The sequence below is a fragment of the Cytobacillus sp. C11.1 genome, from assembly GCF_058145115.1.
In genome coordinates, this window is record NZ_CM176935.1 from 1,665,756 (window position 1) to 1,682,675 (window position 16,920).

Here is a 16,920-nt window from a genome sequence, read left to right on the forward strand (position 1 = left end):
ACTCAATACTCCTTTAAAACTGCTTCAATATAGATATTTGGATTTGCAAGAGTTTCAGCAGCCTGTGAGATATACGGATAAACAAATTCAGAGCCGACACCGTAAAGAACGGCAATGGCAACAAGGATAACAGGGGCAATCATCATTTTTCTTACAGGTACTTTGTCTTCCCCTTTATAAGTGCGAGGAGTTCCCCAGAATCCATTGATAAAAATTTTCATAATTGAAAATAGGACCAGAAGGCTGGACATTAAAACGATTCCAGCTCCCCAGTATTGCTCCGCTTCAAATCCGCCTTTCACAATGAGAAGCTTTCCAATAAAGCCGCTTAGCGGCGGGATTCCAGCCAAGGCAAGCGCTGCGATAAAGAAGGTCCAGCCTAAGCCTGGATAGCGTTTAATCAAACCGCTTATCTTTTGCAAATCACTCGTTCCTGCAATCGCAAAAACGATTCCGGCAAGTAAAAATAATGCCGCTTTAATAATCATATCATGGACCAAATAAAAGATGGACCCGGAAAGAGCATCCGGTGTCATTGCTGAAATACCAAACAGGATGGCACCCACAGCCACAATAATATTGTAGATGATAATCTTTTTAACATCCCAGTATGCAATCGCGCCAATTACACCGACGATAATTGACATAATCGCCAGAATGCTTAGGAGCTGATGGGTAAACCCGATGTCATGGTAAAAGAACAATGTATAGGTCCTTGTGATTGAATACACGCCGACCTTTGTCAGCAAAGCTCCGAATAAAGCCAATATCGGAGCCGGCGGTGCGTAGTACGAACCTGGCATCCAGAAGTATAAAGGGAAAATGGCCCCTTTTAATCCGAAAACGATCAAAAACAGAACGGCTATAACTGTTATAATTCCTGGTTGTGCAACTTGGCTGATTTCGCTGATGCGAACAGAAATATGCGCCATATTTAGCGTGCCGACAACGGAATACAAATAGGCTACAGCTATAACAAATAAAGCGGAAGAAATTACATTCACTAGAATATATTTAATTGACTCCCTGAGCTGGGCTTTCTTCCCCCCCAAAACAAGCAAAACATAGGAGGCCATCAGCATAACTTCAAAAAAGACGAAGAGGTTGAAGATGTCACCGGTTGTGAAAGCACCATTCACACCAACAATCAAAAAATTGAATGCAGCATAATAATAAAACTTTTCCCGATCTTCTCCTATGCTCCAAAAGGAATAAATCAGGCATGCAAAAGCGACTATGCTGGTTGTGAGAACGAGAATGGCAGACATCATATCAGAAACAAGCGTAATGCCAAAGGGTGCCTCCCAGCTTGAAACATCTAAAGTTTGTATCCCGTCAGTCCTCACCTTCTGAACCAATAAAGCTGAAACCATAATGGTTATCACTGATGAAAGGCCTGCAATCCACCTTTGCAGCATGATTTTTTTAGCAAAGAAGATGAGAAGGACTCCCGTAATCAAAGGGATCAGGATGGGCAATATCAAAAAGTTAATCATTTCCTTCAGTTCCTCTCATTCGATCCATATTATCTGTGCCAAGTTCCTGGTAAGCACGGTAGGCCAACACAAGGAAGAAGGCTGTAACCCCAAAGCTGATTACGATTGCAGTCAGGATGAGCGCTTGGGGAATTGGATCTGTATATGAGCTCGCATGTTCGCCGAGCAGCGGGGCAGCTCCCCTCTTTAAACCGCCCATAGTTAAAATCAGCATATGTGCGCCATGGCTCAGAAGGCCTGTCCCGACGATAATGCGCAGCAAGCTTTTTGACAGCATTAGATACGTAGCTGACATAAATAAAATGCCAATAACAAAAGCCATTAATATTTCCATTATTCATCCTCCCCTATCGTTTGAATAATGGTCATCGTAACGCCTACAACAACCAGGAAAACACCCAGATCAAACAGTGTAGCCGTATGGAGTGAAGTATCTCCCAATACAGGCAATTCGACATGACCAAACGCATGGGTTAGGAATGGAACGTTAAACAGCAATGCTCCCGCCCCTGTTCCGATTGAAAAAAGGAGCCCTACTGCAATCATATGAATATAATTGACAGGGAGAATTTTTGATACTGTTTTCATGTCAAAAGCCAATAACAGCAGAACGATTGCTCCGGATGTCAGCAAACCGCCAACGAATCCTCCGCCTGGAGTATAGTGGCCAGCAAAGAAGATATGAACAGAAAAAAGAACAATGATAAACAAAACAACCTTTGTTGCCGTCTGCAAAATAATGTCATTTGTTTTCATTTTTCTTTCCTCCTTCCAGGCGAAGCTTGATCATGGCAAAAATTCCAAGTGCCGCAATCCCGAGAACGGTAATTTCGAACATGGTATCAAAACCACGGAAGTCAACAAGGATAACATTGACCATGTTTTTTCCTGCTGCCTCTTTATACGTATTTTCTACATAGTATTGTGCAATCGAATCAAACATCTTATTGCTGTGTGCTGAAAGGGCTATCATGGTTACAACCGCACCAACTCCCACAGAAATAAGGGCGTTTGTCATTTTAAATCTGATCCGCTCTTCATGCCGCAGCTTTGGCAGATGATAGAATGCGAGCAGGAATAATGAAACAGAAATGGTTTCGATTACAAGCTGTGTCAGGGCAAGGTCAGGTGCACGGAAAATGACAAAGAAAAGCGAAACGGTGTACCCAACTGCTCCCAACAAAATAATGGAAGTCATTCTTGATTTGACAAAAAGGATTGTAATAGAAGCAGCTGCAATCCCTAATGCCAGCAGGACTTCAGCATAATGGATCGGTGCTACATTGCTCGTATCGAATTTAAATGCATCTTTAATAAATAAAGTAGCTGCCAATGCAACAATAAAAAAGGTAAAAATATACACAAGATAGGTCCGGATAAACCCATTCATATATAATCTTGTCAAATTAAAGGAAGCTCTCTGTGAGATTTCAAGCATCCCATCATAAAAACGATTTAATGCAAGCTTCTCAGGGAACATATCATATACTTTTCTCCACTTCGGCAGAGTTGCAAATAGCAATATTCCCAGAGTAATGACACCCAAAGTCATAAACAATTCCGGCGTAAAACCATGCCAGAAGTAAATATGAGCATCATACATATATCCTTCTGCAGGCGGCATAATGGCTGCCTGTGCAGGTGAGATAAGCGTGTTCGCAATAATGTTAGGGAAGAAACCGATAATGATGACCAAAGAAGCCAGTACAATTGGTGAAATCAGCATTCCAATCGGAGCTTCATGCGGTTTCTTTTCCAATTTTTCAGGCTGGAATTTGCCTGTGAATGTTTTGAATACAAGCACCATGCTGTAGATGAATGTGAATACACTTGCCACCCAGGCCAGAACTGGGAATAAGAAGCCCCATGTATCCAAATTGAAAATATCCATATCCAGAACACGGACCATGCCTGTAAAGAACATTTCTTTACTCAGGAATCCGTTGAAAGGCGGAAGTCCTGCCATTGCAAATGTGCCAATGATCGCCAGAGTAAAGGTGATCGGCATAAAATTCATTAATCCGCCAAGCTTGCGGATATCGCGGGTGCCGGTTTCATGGTCGACGATTCCAGCTACCATGAAAAGACTGCCCTTAAAGGTTGCATGGTTGATTAGGTGGAATACAGCAGCTGTTGTAGCAACAGTAAAATAACTATCTTCAACCGTTTCAAAGTGAAGAGCGGCAGCGCCGATTCCGAGAAGGGACATAATCATGCCCAGCTGGCTGACAGTTGAAAAAGCAAGAATGGCTTTTAGATCCGTCTGTTTGACAGCCGAGAAGGAGCCCCAGAATAGCGTTACTATACCAAACCCGGCTACAAGCCACAGCCAAAGCGAATGCTCGGCAAATACCGGACTCATTCTTGCCACTAAGTAAATGCCGGCTTTAACCATTGTTGCTGAGTGCAGGTAAGCACTGACTGGTGTTGGCGCTTCCATGGCATCGGGAAGCCAGATATGAAAAGGAAACTGTGCTGACTTTGTAAATGCACCAAGCAAGATGCAAAGCAAAGCAGGAACAAATAATGGATTCGTAAAAATTTCATCTGATTGTGCAATGATTTCCGTAATGCTGAAGGTCCCAGTCATTAGATATAAGAGAATAATCCCCGCAAGCATGGAAAGACCGCCGAAAACCGTTATGATCATCGATTTTTGTGCACCGTAACGCGATTTTTCTCTGTGATACCAATATCCGATTAACAGGAAGGATGAAAAACTTGTAAATTCCCAGAAAGTATAAAGCACGAGCAAATTATCCGATAGAACAACTCCTAGCATCGCTCCCATGAAAAGAAGCAAATAAACATAGAAGGTATTCAGCTGTTCCTTATTTTTATCCAAATAATAAATGGAATAAAGAACAACTAAGGCTCCAATTCCGGTAATCAGCAAAGAAAACAGCAAGCCTAATCCATCGACTTTAGCCGTGAAATCGATTCCAAGTGATGGAATCCATGAAAAAGATTTTGTTACTGATTGCTGATTAGAGGTGATGGATAAGTAAGAGATAAAATAACTGAATAAAAGGATTGGCAGAGGAAGAATAAACCAACCCGTATGTATTTGCCTAAAAAGCTTGTACGCAATTGGCACAAGTATGGCAAGTAAAAATGGTGAAATTATTGCCAGGTGAAGCAAAGACAAAACATTACCCCCTTTAATATGTATGTAATTTTCAGCAGCATGGCCATTTGTTTTAACACTGTAATCTCTTAAACAGGAAAAATTTCTTACGTATAGAAAGAAAGAATGTATTTTTCCTAATCAGAATGAATAAACTCCCCCTCATTTATCTCCTGAATCTGATTGTAAAAACCTTCACATTGCTCTCCTAAATTAAAGGAAGCGCTTTATAAAAAGTTTTTCCTTCTTGAGTAATAATATCCAATCACATGGCAGTGTGACTTGATTTTGCCAGCCAAATGGAAATCATAAAAGTCAAAAATTCGACCCGCCCATGCACCTAGAACAAATTATACCCTAAATTAAAAGTCTCTGCATTCATCAAACCCTTATCATTACAGGTTTTATCCCTTCTTTATTAAATAGGTAGAAACCCGAATCCATTAGGAAAATTTTTTTGAAATTAATTTTTAAAAATAGCTGTTTTTCGCAAAATTTGTTGCTTACAAACCAGTTTTAATTTACTGAGTTGATTGGAGTGGAAGGCACTTGATCCTCGAAAATGCATTCGCATTTTCTTCGTGCGGTGCTTATTCGAGGAAGCTTATTCAATGTCCTGCGGGAAGAGAGGGAGCGGGAGACCCCGCAGGCGTGAAACGCCGAGGAGGCTCCCGTTCCTCTGGAGCGGAAATCAACGGGCAAGTTTTATAGTCCAAAAACAACAATCTATACGTTGTTTTTAACAAGTAGTGAGAAGAGTTTGATTTCCGCTAAATGGTGTACAGTTTACAAAAAAGCAGCGCATCCCAGTGAATAAATAATACATTAATTATGCACACTACTCTTAGGGTGGTGTTTGTATGATCAGACATAAAGTCTCAGCAGCCATTGCTATCTTTGCCCTGCTTTTCGCAGGAGCCTGGATACTCGATCATCAAACGAAACGGGATTTCTATATTCCTGGAGAAGAAGAAGTGGTCGAGATGATACCGGCAAATTATGAATTGGAAGCCGGGGGCAAACAAAGGCTGAAGGTATTTGAATCAAGGGAATATGTGAGGATACAGACAGCGTCATAATAAAGAGGATGAGTTTCCTCATCCTCTTGACTGCTGTCCTATTAGTATTTGCTTCGCCCGCGGTTGTGAAAAATCATAATGGAAAGCGGGACGGTTATAATAAACGAAAGGAAAAACAAAAATAATAACTTAGAAAATGCCGTAATTTTTTTCTCGATGTCATCTACATACATATCGAAGAATTCACGAATGGAATCATTGCCTAATACATTTGATGCGGTAAGAAATTCTTCTTTGTCAAAGTCATAATAATAAAATTCTTTTTTCTTAAAAATAAATAGTTTATCTCTTTTTTGTTCCAATTCCAGAAATACAACACCGATATGTGAGGAGTATTCCTCGATCTCTTCCTCATTCTCCGAGGTGGAGGGGTCATCTGATGTAACAATTTTTGTAACGTTGCCCTGCATGCCATATGCATCAATGACTGTAAATGAGTTTTCATTATAATAGTGAACAGTACTGCGCAGCTGCTCTTCAAGCACTTCCTCAAATCCTTTTTCCACTTCCGAAGCTCCTGCCGGGTTTATAAATACAACCAATAACAAAAGAATGGCCATAAGAAAACAAAATCCTTTTTTCAAATGTGTTCCCCCTTTTTCTAAAGGACAAATGGAGTTGCTAGAATATGGTTTATATCTATGCCGGGAAAAACTGAAATATACAGATCGGGGCGGCTATTGTAAAAATTATGAAAATCGATGATAATAGATAGCTAGAATAAAAGAGTTATTTGAATGGGGAAGAAATGAAGAATACATACTTAACGAGTTATTTTCCGCTTTTAGCGATTATTTTGTTTAGTACCTCTCTAGCAATTAAAACCCAGATGGAATTGGTTATCTTTTTGAAGAAATCAGGGATCTATAAGGGGATGCTGGAGTTTTTCTCAGAAGGCGGAGTTAAGCTATCTCTGACCATTTTGCTATTAGTCATGTATTTCATGGTTTTTGCCGCTTTAAAACTGGTAGCTGATACGATTAATGGGCTTTCTCTTCTGTTTTTTTCAAAGGATTTGGAAGGAGATAGTCTGACAAAGATACGCCGTGGTTCCACCATATATTTTATTGGAGGCGCTCTATCGCTGCTTAGCCTGTTCAGCTATACAGGCATCGGAATCATATTCGCAGCAGCGACTCTTATTTACTTTATCTATTTTGTGTACAAGGCAAGTACATCGTTAACTTTTGCGGGCTTGACCGGTGTGATTTTTTTTCAGGTTATCATCTGGTCCTCTATACTGACCGGCGTGGTCTATCTTTCTATTAAAATTTACAACAGCATCATGGCGAGTCTGCCGATTTAAAAAGGAGGGCGTACCGTAAAGGGTGCCCTCCTTTTTAAATCTTATCAAAGAGATATTGGAATTTACCAATGAAAGATTCATTTTATCAGCTAAACCATTTTGATCGGTAAACAATTTTTAGTCCGACATCATATCCTTCCAAATCAGCAGCTGGGGAGCTTGTGATTGGATAGACTTGAGGCTGCCTGGATTGTCTTTTCCAATCCAGACTCCGGCCGTATACTGACCAGTTAAGCCTATGAACCAGTAATCTTTGTACCCGTTGGTTGTTCCTGTTTTACCGCCAGCGTATCCATTGGACATGCGTGCTTTTCGTGCAGTACCGGATTGGATCGTTTTCGCCAATAATTGCCGGAGCTTGTCTGTTGTCCTATTGCTCCATATCTGAACAGAAGGCTCATTCCAGCTATAAAGGAGTTCGCCTTCTAGATTGGTAACTTTTCGTATCGCTCTTGCCGGCCGGTAATATCCTTCATTTGCAAAAACGGTATAAGCAGAAGTAAGCTCCAGTGGTGTCATTCCGTACAAGAAGCCGCCGACTGCAGCAGATAAGCCAAGGTCTTTTTTAGAAACCATTTTAAAACGGAACTGTGATAAATCCTTAAATCCCATTTCAATCCCGATCGAATCCAATAGCCTTACAGCAGGTGTATTATAGGAGTGAATGAAGGCTCTTTCCAGAGACACCATCCCATAGCGGGCCCCGCCATAGTTCTTCGGACAGTAGCCGTTCCTGCAAAAAGCACCGGCATTTATTTGATCCTGAAGAGAAGCGTTTGTGCGCTCGATATATGGCGCATACACAAGGAGCGGTTTTATGGCAGAGCCTGGCTGCCTGTAGGCCTGGAATGCCCTATTAAAATCGTATTTATTATAATTTTTTCCGCCGGCTAATGCGGATATCTCCAGGGTGCCGTTGTCAATTACAGCTGCGGCACCTTCAACATCCTTGTAGGGCAGCCGTTTTTGAAGCGAACTTTTTACTTTGTCCTGGAGAACAGGGTTCAAGGCTGTATCAATTATGATGCCCTGCTCCATTAAGCTGGAAATTCTTTCATCGAGCTGTGTATTTAATTCTGCTTTCTTCTGTTCGTCCGCAATTGAAATCTTTTCATAGTAGCCCTCTTTTTGGGAAATCAATTCCCTTAGTTCTGCTTCAACGTACGTTACATAGTCCGGGTACAAGTCAATCCTTTGCTTCATCTGAAGGCTGATAGATTCACTTTTTATCGTTTCTGCTTCCTCCAGGCTAAGGAGATTTTCTTCCTTCAATTGGTCAATTAGCCTTTCCTGTCTCTTCTTTGTCCTGTCAAAATGCTTAACTGGGTCGTAGAAGGAAGGATTATTTGGGATAGCAGCGAGAAATGCAAGCTGTGCTTTTGACAAATCCTCCGCACTTTTTTGAAAATAAAGCCAGGATGCAGCTTCGATTCCATAAGCGCCATTCTGGAAATAAATCGCGTTGATATACAATTCCAGAATTTCCTCCTTTGAAAATTTCCGCTCCAGTTCATAAGCATATAAAATCTCACTGAGCTTGCGGTTATAGGATTGTTCATGAGTCAAAAATACATTTCGCGCAAGCTGCTGGGTAATCGTGCTGGCTCCTTGTTCAATATCATCAGATTGGATATTGATCGCCAGAGCCCGGCCAATTGCAGCTATGTCAAATCCGGCATGTTCATAAAAGTGCTGGTCCTCTGCTGTGATCAATACATCCTTAAGAAAGGAAGGTATGCCAACGGAAGACAAGTATACCCTGTTCACGGGCTGATGTATTTCGGAGATTACCTGGCCATTGCCTGCTTTTATATAGCTGGTAAGCGGCAAACGAATTTCTTTTATTTGCAGGTTTTCATCCAGCACCTCATGAAAGCCCTGCACCTTTTGGGTTTCCGAGGAAGTGGCAAACACCAGTACGACAAAAATGGGCAGCAAAAAAAGTATGATAAAAAAGCCTGTCCATGTACGCAAATGCCCATAACACCGCCTTTTTGCAGTTTTTAAAGTCCTATCCTATTTTTCGGCTTTTTCCGCGGGGAGTTAAGTTTTTTGTCAGTGCATGTGAAACCGGGGACGACCTGTTAAAAAATCAGGGCTGAAAACCAAATTACACAGAAAATTGAAATATTTCGTGCTATAATATAAGAAATTATGTGCGTTAATTTTAAAGTGAAAGCAGGTGAAAGCGTGGGGGAGGAGCACCAATACTTATTTATTGATTTTGAGTTTACAATGCCTGAAAAAGGCGGTGCATATAGAGGGTTTTATCCGGAGATCATTGAAGCTGGAATCGTATCCGTTATTAACAATCAAATCTGTGAAGAGTTTTCTTCCTATGTAACTCCTGTCCGTTTTCCAAAATTGTCCGAGCGATGCAAGTCTTTTTTGCATATCTCTCAGGAACAGGTGGACCAGGGAATTACTTTTCTTGAGCTTGTTGAAAAAATGAATGAAATGAACCAAAACCGGCCTTGCACAATCATTACATGGGGCAATATGGATATGAGGGTCTTAAAAAATAACTGCAATCAGGCAGGAACAGCTTTTCCATTCAGAGGCAAAGAAGTGGATCTGTCGATGGAATATAAACGTTTTTTCGGAGACCAAAACCAGACTGGTTTATGGAAAGCCGTCCAGGAGTACGGCAAAGAAGGAACCGGGAAACATCACCGTGCCTTGGATGATGCATTGACTACCTACAATATTTTCAGATTGGTAGAAAAGGATAAAAAGTATCTTCAAAAGCCGGAGCCTACAACAATTGGAGACCGGGTCGATTTTTCCAAGCTTTTTAATAAATTTGCTTAACAAGCCAAATCCAACAAAACGATTTGGCTTGTTTTCATTTTACTTAAAATAGTCCCTTTCCAATGCTTCAATATTGTTCAGGCTTTGTTCAGCCCATGCGGATGAATCCTCCGCCAACTCTGACCTCATTTTATCAAGTGCCTTTTTAAGAGAATCCTTATATTCAGGTATTTCCTCTTCAAATGGCTTGACCATTTGCTTCGGCACATTGGTTTGCTCCCTGTATGCCAATGCACGCCGTTCGTGAAAAAGCATAACGTCTGCCTCTTTAGGGTTATGTAAATCGCCCTGCATTGGATGTTTTAAGACCGCCAATACTCTTACCAGGTAATGCTGCGGGCGGATATCTGTTACTTCCCCGATATACTTGCCGGTTTTATAAATGGCTGTAACTTTGTCGCCGATATTGATGTCTGCCATTGTCATCTCTCCCTTCCATTCTTCTTTAGCCCTATTATGACTTACATGTTTGAAAAAACAAAGTGCAAATTTTCAATAAATCAGGTAAGCTAAAAAATAGCAGAAATTTGATTTGCCTTATGGAGAGGCTGTCAATATCGTACATAGGAGGAATGAACACATGAAATGGCGTATTTTTGCTCCGCTGCTTGCCTTAATGCTAATCCTGGCTGCATGCGGGACAAGCACTGAAAAGGAAACGGACAATGCAAACGGTTCCGAAAACAAAGAAACCCAAACTGAAAACCAGGCAAGTGAAACTTCGGATAGTTTTCCGCAATTAACAGAAGAGGTCCAGGAAAATGAAAGACTGGTTGAAATGCAGACAAGCAAAGGGAATATTAAAATCAAGCTCTTCCCTGAGCAGGCTCCAAAAACAGTCGAAAACTTCATTAAACATAGCGAAGATGGCTATTATGACGGTTTGATCTTCCACCGTGTCATTGAAGACTTTATGATTCAGGGCGGCGATCCGCAGGGAACAGGCATGGGTGGAGAAAGCATCTATGGACAGGCTTTTGAAGACGAATTCTCCAATCAGCTCTTTAATATTCGCGGAGCGTTATCCATGGCCAATTCCGGACCGAATACGAATGGAAGTCAATTCTTCATCGTGCAAAACACGACAGTGGATCCAAGCTTGAAGGAACAAATGGAAAAGGCAGGCTATCCGGAAGAAATCATTAAAGCCTATGAAAAAGGCGGAACACCATGGCTTGACCACAAACACACTGTTTTTGGCCAGGTTGTTGAAGGAATGGACGTAGTGGACAGCATCTCAGCAGTCGAAACAGCAGAGCAGGATAAACCTGTTGAAGATGTGGTGATTGAAAAGATCGAGGTATTGAAATAATTAAAGTGGCACAATCAACCAGAAGCTTGAACAACCGCTAATAAATTGGACAGTATTTTTATAGCTGATATAATAAACCATTGAACCACTGCTTTTGCAGAAAGGATAGAATATGATGTTGCAATGGTATGTACTGTCGCTGTTTCTATATTTTCCGGAAGATAAATCAGAATACGGCCCTGCAGCCGTTACGTTTGCCATCTTTTTAGTTGCCGCCATCCTGACAATGAGATTAATTATCCGTATTTCAAAACGCGAGGCTGCGAAGGCAAAGGAACTTGAAGATCGCATAAACAGGCAAAATGGGCAGGAAGAGAACAGCTGAGAGCTGTTCTTTTTTTGTCTGATCCGTCCATTTTTTTTATTCTCTGTTTATCAAAAAATTGATTAGGCAACACTAAAGACAAAATGTCTTGATGGAGGATACTAACATGAGAAAAGGTTGGTTGCTTGTTTTTGTAGTGCTTCTGGCTGGGTGTGCAGAAGAAAATATTACAAATACGGAAGTGGAAATGTTTAATGCCGTGGGAGATTCCTTAGGTACAATCAAGGTTGAGGAACAGTCGAGCGGCGTTATGCTGAGTCTTGATCTAAACGGCCTGCCGGCGGGAGAGCATGCCATCCATATTCATGAAGATGCAAAGTGCGAGCCGCCAGATTTTAAAACGGCCGGAAACCATTTTAACCCGGACAACAAGGAGCACGGACTGCTTCATCCGAAAGGTGCCCATGCTGGAGATCTTCCCAATTTAATTGTCGAGGATGACGGCAAAGTGAAGGTAGATCTAATGGCTCCGCAAGTTACGTTAAAAGACGGCAAAACCTCGTTGCTCACTAAGGAAGGAACTTCAATTGTCATCCATGAAGGAATGGATGATGGTATGACCCAGCCAGCTGGTGATTCCGGAGAGCGCATCGCATGCGGCAAGATATCAAAGGATAAAGACGAAAAGGACCAGAAAAAGGCTCAGGATGACCAATCGACTGAAGGATAAAACAAAGAACAGCTTCTCTGCTAAGGGAAGCTGCTTTTTTTCATAATCAGAAAGCTGGGAAATATCCGATATTATTCGTATAATAGAATCAACCCTTGTTAAGGAGGTTATTTACATGGGATTATTCGATGGTTTTATAGGCAATGCTTCTGAAGCGAAAATTGAAGAGGTTCAGGAGGAATTTGCAGCGGTACTGGCTCCGAGCGAACAAGTGGAAAAAGCCTATCGGCTGGTCCGAGATTTATTCATTTTTACAAACAAGCGCCTTATCCTGGTAGATAAACAGGGGATTACAGGGAAAAAAGTAGAATACCACTCTATCCCATATAAAAGCATTACCCACTTCAGCATTGAAACCGCAGGCAGTTTCGATCTGGAAGCTGAATTGAAGATTTGGATTTCAGGTTCAGAAGAGCCAATTGAAAAGCAATTTAACAAAAGCTTAAATATATACGAAGTACAAAGCGTTCTTGCTGAATATGTACTGTAATACCACCCTTTACTGGCAGCCGGTAAGGGGTTTATTTTGCTTGTTAAAATAGTAAAATTTTCATAGAATGGATTTATCTTAAAGAAGGGTTGTGAAATATGATTATAAAACCTCGCTTTGAATCAGAAGAGTTAAAAGTGTTACGCTATTTGTATCGCCGTCTGGAATTATCAGTGAAGGATGAAAATCACTATCTTAATTTAGAAAAAGGAACTGCTGGTGAACTGCAGTTTGACAGGATGCTAAAGGATTTGCCGGATGATTGGATCATTCTGAATGACCTTTTGCTGGAAAGCAACAATACAATGTTTCAAACTGATGCTCTGCTCATCAGTAGCGGTACCATTTATATTTTTGAAGTAAAAAATTATGAAGGTGATTACTACATTGATAATGAGAGGTGGTATTCACTAATTTCAAAAGCAGAGATAAAAAATCCCCTCCTTCAGCTGCAAAGGAGCGAAACACTTTTAAGAGGAATCCTCAAAGAACTTGGCTTCAACCTTCCCATCAAATCGAATCTAGTATTCGTTAACCCCGGCTTCCAACTCTACCAAGCCCCAAAGAATCTGCCCGCTATTTTTCCAGCCCAACTAAACCGCTTTATAGAAAAATTAAAAGGTACGCCCGCAGCATCAAAAGCAAGAAATGTGAGGCTTGCAGAACAGTTAATCTCTCGTTGCTTGAAAGAAAATCCTTTTTTACGAATTCCTGAATATACCTATGAGCAGCTTGAAAAAGGGATCCCGTGCTCATCTTGTTCATCATTTCTGGTTCCATTTAGGCAAGGCACCTTAATATGCAACGACTGCGGTAACAAAGATGAAATTGATTCCGCCGTTCTGAGAAGCGTGGATGAGTTTAAAACCCTTTTCCCGAAAATGAAGATTACCTCAAATGGTATTTATGAATGGTGCAGCATAATTAGTTCTACTAAAGTAATACAAAGGATCCTTTCGAGGAATTATGAGAAAAAAGGAAGAGCCAAATCTTCTTTTTACGTTAGTAAGTAGGCCATTAATTTTAGTATAATTTTGAAGTAAATCTTTATAAATTAACGACGAAACTATGGGTGGTAAGCGGAAAATGGTAGCTCATCATTATGATTAACGCCGAAGCTAGAGGCATTAAAACGGATATGGTAGCTCATCATTATGATTAACGCCGAAGCTAGAGGCATTAAAACGGATATGGTAGCTAATCATTATGATTAACGCCGAAACTGGAGGCATTGAAACGGAAATGGTAGCTCATCATTATGATTAACGCCGAAACTGGAGGCATTGAAACGGATATGGTAGCTCATCATTATGATTAACGCCGAAACTAGAAGCATTGAAACGGATACGGTAGCTAATCATTATGATTAACACCGAAACTGAAGGCATTGAAACGGAAATGGTAGCTCATCATTATGATTAACGCCGAAACTGGAGGCATTGAAACGGAAATGGTAGCTAATCATTATGATTAACGCCGAAACTGGAGGCATTGAAACGGAAATGGTAGCTAATCATTATGATTAACGCCGAAACTTGAGGCAGTAAGTGAAAAATAGTGGTTAATCCATATAGTTAACGACAAAAATGAGGCATTGTAACGAATTTTGTAGTTAATCCAGTTGAGTAACCACGAATCTTGTTAAGGGAATCTCTTATTGTAGTTAGATTATTTAATGGCACTGTTTCATCTCATGATGATAACAAGTTTAGGCCCGGGTAGAAAGAATAAAAGCACGGAACCCTCCTCCGTGCTCATTCCCCATCTTATCCCAAAGCTCTCTTCAGTCTCTCCAGTCCATCCGCCAAGACCTCATGCGGGCAGGCGATGTTCATGCGGACAAATCCTTCACCGCCTGGGCCGTATTTTGGTCCTGGTTCGAGGGCGAGTTTACCTTTTTCCAGGAGTTGCTTTCTAAGCTCCTCATCATTCATATCAAGCCCGCGGCAGTCTAGCCATAATAAATATGTACCATCAGGCTCAATCATCGTAATGCCAGGTAATTCTTCTTTAATAAACTTTGCGGCTGCTTTCTTGTTTTCCTCCAGATAGTCCATTAATCCATCCAGCCATTTTTCGCCATGGCGGTAGGCTGCTTCCATACCGATGATTCCGAAGGCGGAAAGGGTGAAAAAGCCTTGTTTGCCCTGTTCCTCCTGGAAGGTTTTCCGCAGTTGTTCATTGCTGATGACAGCAGCGGATGCCTGGATTCCTGCGAGGTTCCATGTTTTCGTCGGAGCGATGCATGTGACTGTAATATCAGCGAATTGCTGATCGAGAGAAGCAATCGGTATATGTTTATTTCCTTTGAAAATCAAATCGGAGTGGATTTCGTCCGAGAGAATTATACAATCGTATTTAACGCACAGCTCTCCGATTTTCAGCAGCTCTTCCTCAGTCCAAATTCTTCCTCCCGGATTATGCGGGTTGCACAACAGGAATAACTTCACGCCTTCCTTAAGCTTGCTTTCAAAATCCTCAAAGTCAATCTCATATCTGCCGTTTTCGAGCTTCAGCTGGGAATTAACAACTGTTCGGCCATTTTTTTTGATCATTTCGAAAAAAGGTGTATACACCGGAGACTGCAGCATCACTTTATCATCTTTTTCGGTAAAAGCCTGGATGGCTGTTGCGATAGATGGAACGACTCCGGTGCTGTACAGGAGCCAGTCTTTTTTAATCTCCCAGCTATGCCGCCTGCTGAGCCACTGCATGATCGCTTCAGAAGTAGAATCAGGAGCGTATGTATATCCAAAGATGCCGTGATCCAATCTTTCCTCAAGTGCTTTCTTTACTTCTTCAGGTGGCTGAAAGTCCATATCCGCCACCCACATTGGCAATACATCTGTTGTGCCGAAAACAGCCTTGGTCATATCCCATTTAACAGAAGCTGTATTTTCCCGTGCGATTTTCTGATGAAAATTAAATTGACTCATTCCTGTCACCGCCTATATGATTCTTTTATGTATCCTGACTCTATGATATGATATTGATACTAAAAATTAAAACAAAGCGGCTTCAATCTGGCAGCCGTACGATAAAAAGGTGATAAAACATGGAAATTCAGCAAACAAACCTTTTGCTTGTCCACACTCTGGATCAATGGGATCCATTTGGAATCGGACCAGGGAATTATGATACAGAAATCGCAGATTCAGTCCAGGCTGTTCACGATCTCGATGATAGGGACAAGCTTGCAAGGAAAATACAATCCATATATGAATTCTCCTTTGAAGAAATCATCCCCTTGGAAAAATGCAAGGAAATATCCGCCCAGCTTCTTGATATTAAGAATAATGGTTCATGCACCATTTAATTATTCTAATACGGCAGTTAGCAATTTAGACTGCAATAAAACGGCAGCCCTACCCGGTATGCCGTTTTTTCGTCTATACACTCTCTGCAGTCTTCATAAACCTTTTTATATGCTGAAGGACATCTTCCGGACGTTCTTCAGGTACGAGATGACCGGTATCTTTTAAAATAACCAGCTTGGAGTTCTTCAAATCTTTATTCAGTCTTTTCCCGATGTGAAGCGGAACGACCCTATCATGCTCTCCCCAAATTAACAGGCATGGAGTTTCAATCCTTTTCAAGGCAGCCGGCGGCAAGTCCCCTTCCCGGTCGCGGATCATCCTGGTTAATGCACGAAAAATATCATCCTCTAAAAATGGCGATAAATATCCATAGAGCATCTCGTCATCGATCATGGAATGGTCATGGACGACATTTTTCAGATTCTGCTTGACCCCGGAACGCTGTAAATATAATTTTACATACAAATGAAAGAAAGGTATGTAACTGGAAAAGATAATATGGGGTTTCATCCTTTTCATATAGCCGGAGCTGCATAACAATACCGCCTGGTCTACGAGTTCAGGCCTGGAATGGGCGACATTTAGAACAATCTGTCCTCCCATAGAATGGCCAATTAATGTAACTTTTTCAAAGCCAAGCTTTTCTGATAGCACGATGACTGTTTTCGCCAGATTTTTGTATGAGTAAACAAACTGGCGGGACTTCCCGCTTTTGCCAAAGGGCGGCAAGTCAATGGAAACAACATTGAATTCCGTTTTCAATAGAGGAATCAGCCTGCGAAAGCTAAACGTGGATGACAGGAAGCCATGCAGCAGGACCAGGGTTTCCCTGGAAGATTCATGTTTATAATACTCATAGTAAACCTCAGTACCATTAATCGGTTCTGTTCCTGAAAAAGTTACCTCTTCCATTGGCGTTCCCCTCCTTGTTTTAAACTAAACGATAAGAAATTAACGGGCAGCAATCCCTGACAGGATCGTTGGCTT

At 41.3% G+C, this 16,920-nt stretch carries 18 protein-coding genes; 9 read left to right on the forward strand and 9 right to left on the reverse strand.

Annotated elements, in window-relative coordinates; genetic code table 11:
* Window positions 1-2: 2 nt before the first annotated feature.
* Genes AC3ZVC_RS08240 through AC3ZVC_RS08255 form a run of 4 tightly spaced genes read right to left on the reverse strand, consistent with a single transcriptional unit; the run spans window position 3 to window position 4,644 of the window.
* On the reverse strand, window positions 3-1,496 hold the full coding sequence (locus tag AC3ZVC_RS08240) for a Na+/H+ antiporter subunit D (protein WP_490067860.1): 1,494 nt from the start codon (window positions 1,494-1,496) through the stop codon (window positions 3-5).
* On the reverse strand, window positions 1,489-1,830 hold the full coding sequence (locus AC3ZVC_RS08245; RefSeq protein ID WP_026584029.1) for a Na(+)/H(+) antiporter subunit C: 342 nt from the start codon (window positions 1,828-1,830) through the stop codon (window positions 1,489-1,491). The genes AC3ZVC_RS08240 and AC3ZVC_RS08245 overlap by 8 nt, the downstream gene beginning before the upstream one ends.
* A complete protein-coding gene (locus tag AC3ZVC_RS08250) occupies window positions 1,830-2,252 on the reverse strand; it encodes a Na(+)/H(+) antiporter subunit B (protein WP_026584030.1) in 423 nt (140 codons plus the stop codon). Before AC3ZVC_RS08250 ends, AC3ZVC_RS08245 begins: the two co-directional genes overlap by 1 nt.
* Window positions 2,239-4,644 (reverse strand): Na+/H+ antiporter subunit A, encoded by a 2,406-nt coding sequence (locus AC3ZVC_RS08255; RefSeq protein WP_490067861.1) that lies wholly within the window; start codon window positions 4,642-4,644, stop codon window positions 2,239-2,241. Before AC3ZVC_RS08255 ends, AC3ZVC_RS08250 begins: the two co-directional genes overlap by 14 nt.
* Before the next feature lie 839 nt (window positions 4,645-5,483).
* Between AC3ZVC_RS08255 and AC3ZVC_RS08260 the strand changes: the two genes are divergently transcribed.
* Window positions 5,484-5,702, forward strand: coding sequence for a hypothetical protein (locus AC3ZVC_RS08260; protein ID WP_490067862.1), 219 nt, complete (start codon window positions 5,484-5,486; stop codon window positions 5,700-5,702).
* Between the two features lie 41 nt (window positions 5,703-5,743).
* On the opposite strand, the gene AC3ZVC_RS08265 is transcribed toward AC3ZVC_RS08260, so the two are convergent.
* Window positions 5,744-6,286, reverse strand: coding sequence for a hypothetical protein (locus tag AC3ZVC_RS08265; RefSeq protein ID WP_490067863.1), 543 nt, complete (start codon window positions 6,284-6,286; stop codon window positions 5,744-5,746).
* Between the two features lie 164 nt (window positions 6,287-6,450).
* On the opposite strand from AC3ZVC_RS08265, the gene AC3ZVC_RS08270 reads away from it, so the two are divergent.
* The gene (locus tag AC3ZVC_RS08270; RefSeq protein WP_490067864.1) at window positions 6,451-7,008 is read left to right on the forward strand and encodes a DUF5366 family protein; all 558 of its coding nucleotides are present in this window, start codon (window positions 6,451-6,453) and stop codon (window positions 7,006-7,008) included.
* 117 nt (window positions 7,009-7,125) lie between these two features.
* Here the strand turns inward: AC3ZVC_RS08270 and AC3ZVC_RS08275 are convergent, their stop codons facing one another.
* Complete coding sequence (locus AC3ZVC_RS08275) at window positions 7,126-8,982, reverse strand: transglycosylase domain-containing protein (RefSeq protein ID WP_490067865.1); 1,857 nt, start codon at window positions 8,980-8,982, stop codon at window positions 7,126-7,128.
* A gap of 216 nt (window positions 8,983-9,198) precedes the next feature.
* On the opposite strand from AC3ZVC_RS08275, the gene kapD reads away from it, so the two are divergent.
* Window positions 9,199-9,819, forward strand: coding sequence for a 3'-5' exonuclease KapD (gene kapD / locus AC3ZVC_RS08280; RefSeq protein WP_490067866.1), 621 nt, complete (start codon window positions 9,199-9,201; stop codon window positions 9,817-9,819).
* Between the two features lie 39 nt (window positions 9,820-9,858).
* Here the strand turns inward: kapD and kapB are convergent, their stop codons facing one another.
* A complete protein-coding gene (gene kapB, locus AC3ZVC_RS08285) occupies window positions 9,859-10,239 on the reverse strand; it encodes a kinase-associated lipoprotein KapB (protein WP_490067867.1) in 381 nt (126 codons plus the stop codon).
* Between the two features lie 160 nt (window positions 10,240-10,399).
* Here kapB and AC3ZVC_RS08290 point away from each other — a divergent pair, with 160 nt between their 5' ends.
* The 5 genes from AC3ZVC_RS08290 (at window position 10,400) to AC3ZVC_RS08310 (ending at window position 13,629) form a co-directional block, all read left to right on the forward strand.
* Window positions 10,400-11,131, forward strand: coding sequence for a peptidylprolyl isomerase (locus tag AC3ZVC_RS08290; RefSeq protein WP_490067868.1), 732 nt, complete (start codon window positions 10,400-10,402; stop codon window positions 11,129-11,131).
* Window positions 11,132-11,246: 115 nt separating this feature from the next.
* Window positions 11,247-11,456, forward strand: coding sequence for a hypothetical protein (locus tag AC3ZVC_RS08295; protein ID WP_490068867.1), 210 nt, complete (start codon window positions 11,247-11,249; stop codon window positions 11,454-11,456).
* Between the two features lie 106 nt (window positions 11,457-11,562).
* Window positions 11,563-12,126, forward strand: a complete 564-nt coding sequence (locus AC3ZVC_RS08300) for a superoxide dismutase family protein (protein ID WP_490067869.1) — start codon at window positions 11,563-11,565, stop codon at window positions 12,124-12,126.
* A gap of 115 nt (window positions 12,127-12,241) precedes the next feature.
* Window positions 12,242-12,616: a PH domain-containing protein gene (locus AC3ZVC_RS08305; protein ID WP_490067870.1), complete on the forward strand. Its 375-nt coding sequence runs from the start codon at window positions 12,242-12,244 to the stop codon at window positions 12,614-12,616.
* Between the two features lie 98 nt (window positions 12,617-12,714).
* On the forward strand, window positions 12,715-13,629 hold the full coding sequence (locus AC3ZVC_RS08310; protein WP_490067871.1) for a nuclease-related domain-containing protein: 915 nt from the start codon (window positions 12,715-12,717) through the stop codon (window positions 13,627-13,629).
* 753 nt (window positions 13,630-14,382) lie between these two features.
* On the opposite strand, the gene AC3ZVC_RS08315 is transcribed toward AC3ZVC_RS08310, so the two are convergent.
* Entirely contained in the window at window positions 14,383-15,552 is a 1,170-nt protein-coding gene (locus tag AC3ZVC_RS08315; RefSeq protein WP_490067872.1) for a MalY/PatB family protein, read from the reverse strand.
* A gap of 119 nt (window positions 15,553-15,671) precedes the next feature.
* On the opposite strand from AC3ZVC_RS08315, the gene AC3ZVC_RS08320 reads away from it, so the two are divergent.
* Window positions 15,672-15,932 carry a DUF1871 family protein gene (locus tag AC3ZVC_RS08320; protein ID WP_110064786.1) on the forward strand — a complete coding sequence of 87 codons (261 nt, stop codon included), beginning with the start codon at window positions 15,672-15,674 and terminating at the stop codon, window positions 15,930-15,932.
* Between the two features lie 73 nt (window positions 15,933-16,005).
* Here the strand turns inward: AC3ZVC_RS08320 and AC3ZVC_RS08325 are convergent, their stop codons facing one another.
* A complete protein-coding gene (locus AC3ZVC_RS08325; RefSeq protein WP_490067873.1) occupies window positions 16,006-16,845 on the reverse strand; it encodes an alpha/beta fold hydrolase in 840 nt (279 codons plus the stop codon).
* Between the last annotated feature and the right edge of the window lie 75 nt (window positions 16,846-16,920).

What these genes read in the sequence shown, in the direction of transcription:
- AC3ZVC_RS08240 (WP_490067860.1), bottom strand. Translation starts at nt 1,496, where the DNA reads ATGATTAACTTTTTGATATTGCCCATCCTGATCCCTTTGATTACGGGA.
- AC3ZVC_RS08245 (WP_026584029.1), bottom strand. Translation starts at nt 1,830, where the DNA reads ATGGAAATATTAATGGCTTTTGTTATTGGCATTTTATTTATGTCAGCT.
- AC3ZVC_RS08250 (WP_026584030.1), bottom strand. Translation starts at nt 2,252, where the DNA reads ATGAAAACAAATGACATTATTTTGCAGACGGCAACAAAGGTTGTTTTG.
- AC3ZVC_RS08260 (WP_490067862.1), top strand. Translation starts at nt 5,484, where the DNA reads ATGATCAGACATAAAGTCTCAGCAGCCATTGCTATCTTTGCCCTGCTT.
- AC3ZVC_RS08270 (WP_490067864.1), top strand. Translation starts at nt 6,451, where the DNA reads ATGAAGAATACATACTTAACGAGTTATTTTCCGCTTTTAGCGATTATT.
- kapB (WP_490067867.1), bottom strand. Translation starts at nt 10,239, where the DNA reads ATGGCAGACATCAATATCGGCGACAAAGTTACAGCCATTTATAAAACC.
- AC3ZVC_RS08290 (WP_490067868.1), top strand. Translation starts at nt 10,400, where the DNA reads ATGAAATGGCGTATTTTTGCTCCGCTGCTTGCCTTAATGCTAATCCTG.
- AC3ZVC_RS08295 (WP_490068867.1), top strand. Translation starts at nt 11,247, where the DNA reads ATGTTGCAATGGTATGTACTGTCGCTGTTTCTATATTTTCCGGAAGAT.
- AC3ZVC_RS08300 (WP_490067869.1), top strand. Translation starts at nt 11,563, where the DNA reads ATGAGAAAAGGTTGGTTGCTTGTTTTTGTAGTGCTTCTGGCTGGGTGT.
- AC3ZVC_RS08305 (WP_490067870.1), top strand. Translation starts at nt 12,242, where the DNA reads ATGGGATTATTCGATGGTTTTATAGGCAATGCTTCTGAAGCGAAAATT.
- AC3ZVC_RS08310 (WP_490067871.1), top strand. Translation starts at nt 12,715, where the DNA reads ATGATTATAAAACCTCGCTTTGAATCAGAAGAGTTAAAAGTGTTACGC.
- AC3ZVC_RS08315 (WP_490067872.1), bottom strand. Translation starts at nt 15,552, where the DNA reads ATGAGTCAATTTAATTTTCATCAGAAAATCGCACGGGAAAATACAGCT.
- AC3ZVC_RS08320 (WP_110064786.1), top strand. Translation starts at nt 15,672, where the DNA reads ATGGAAATTCAGCAAACAAACCTTTTGCTTGTCCACACTCTGGATCAA.
- AC3ZVC_RS08325 (WP_490067873.1), bottom strand. Translation starts at nt 16,845, where the DNA reads ATGGAAGAGGTAACTTTTTCAGGAACAGAACCGATTAATGGTACTGAG.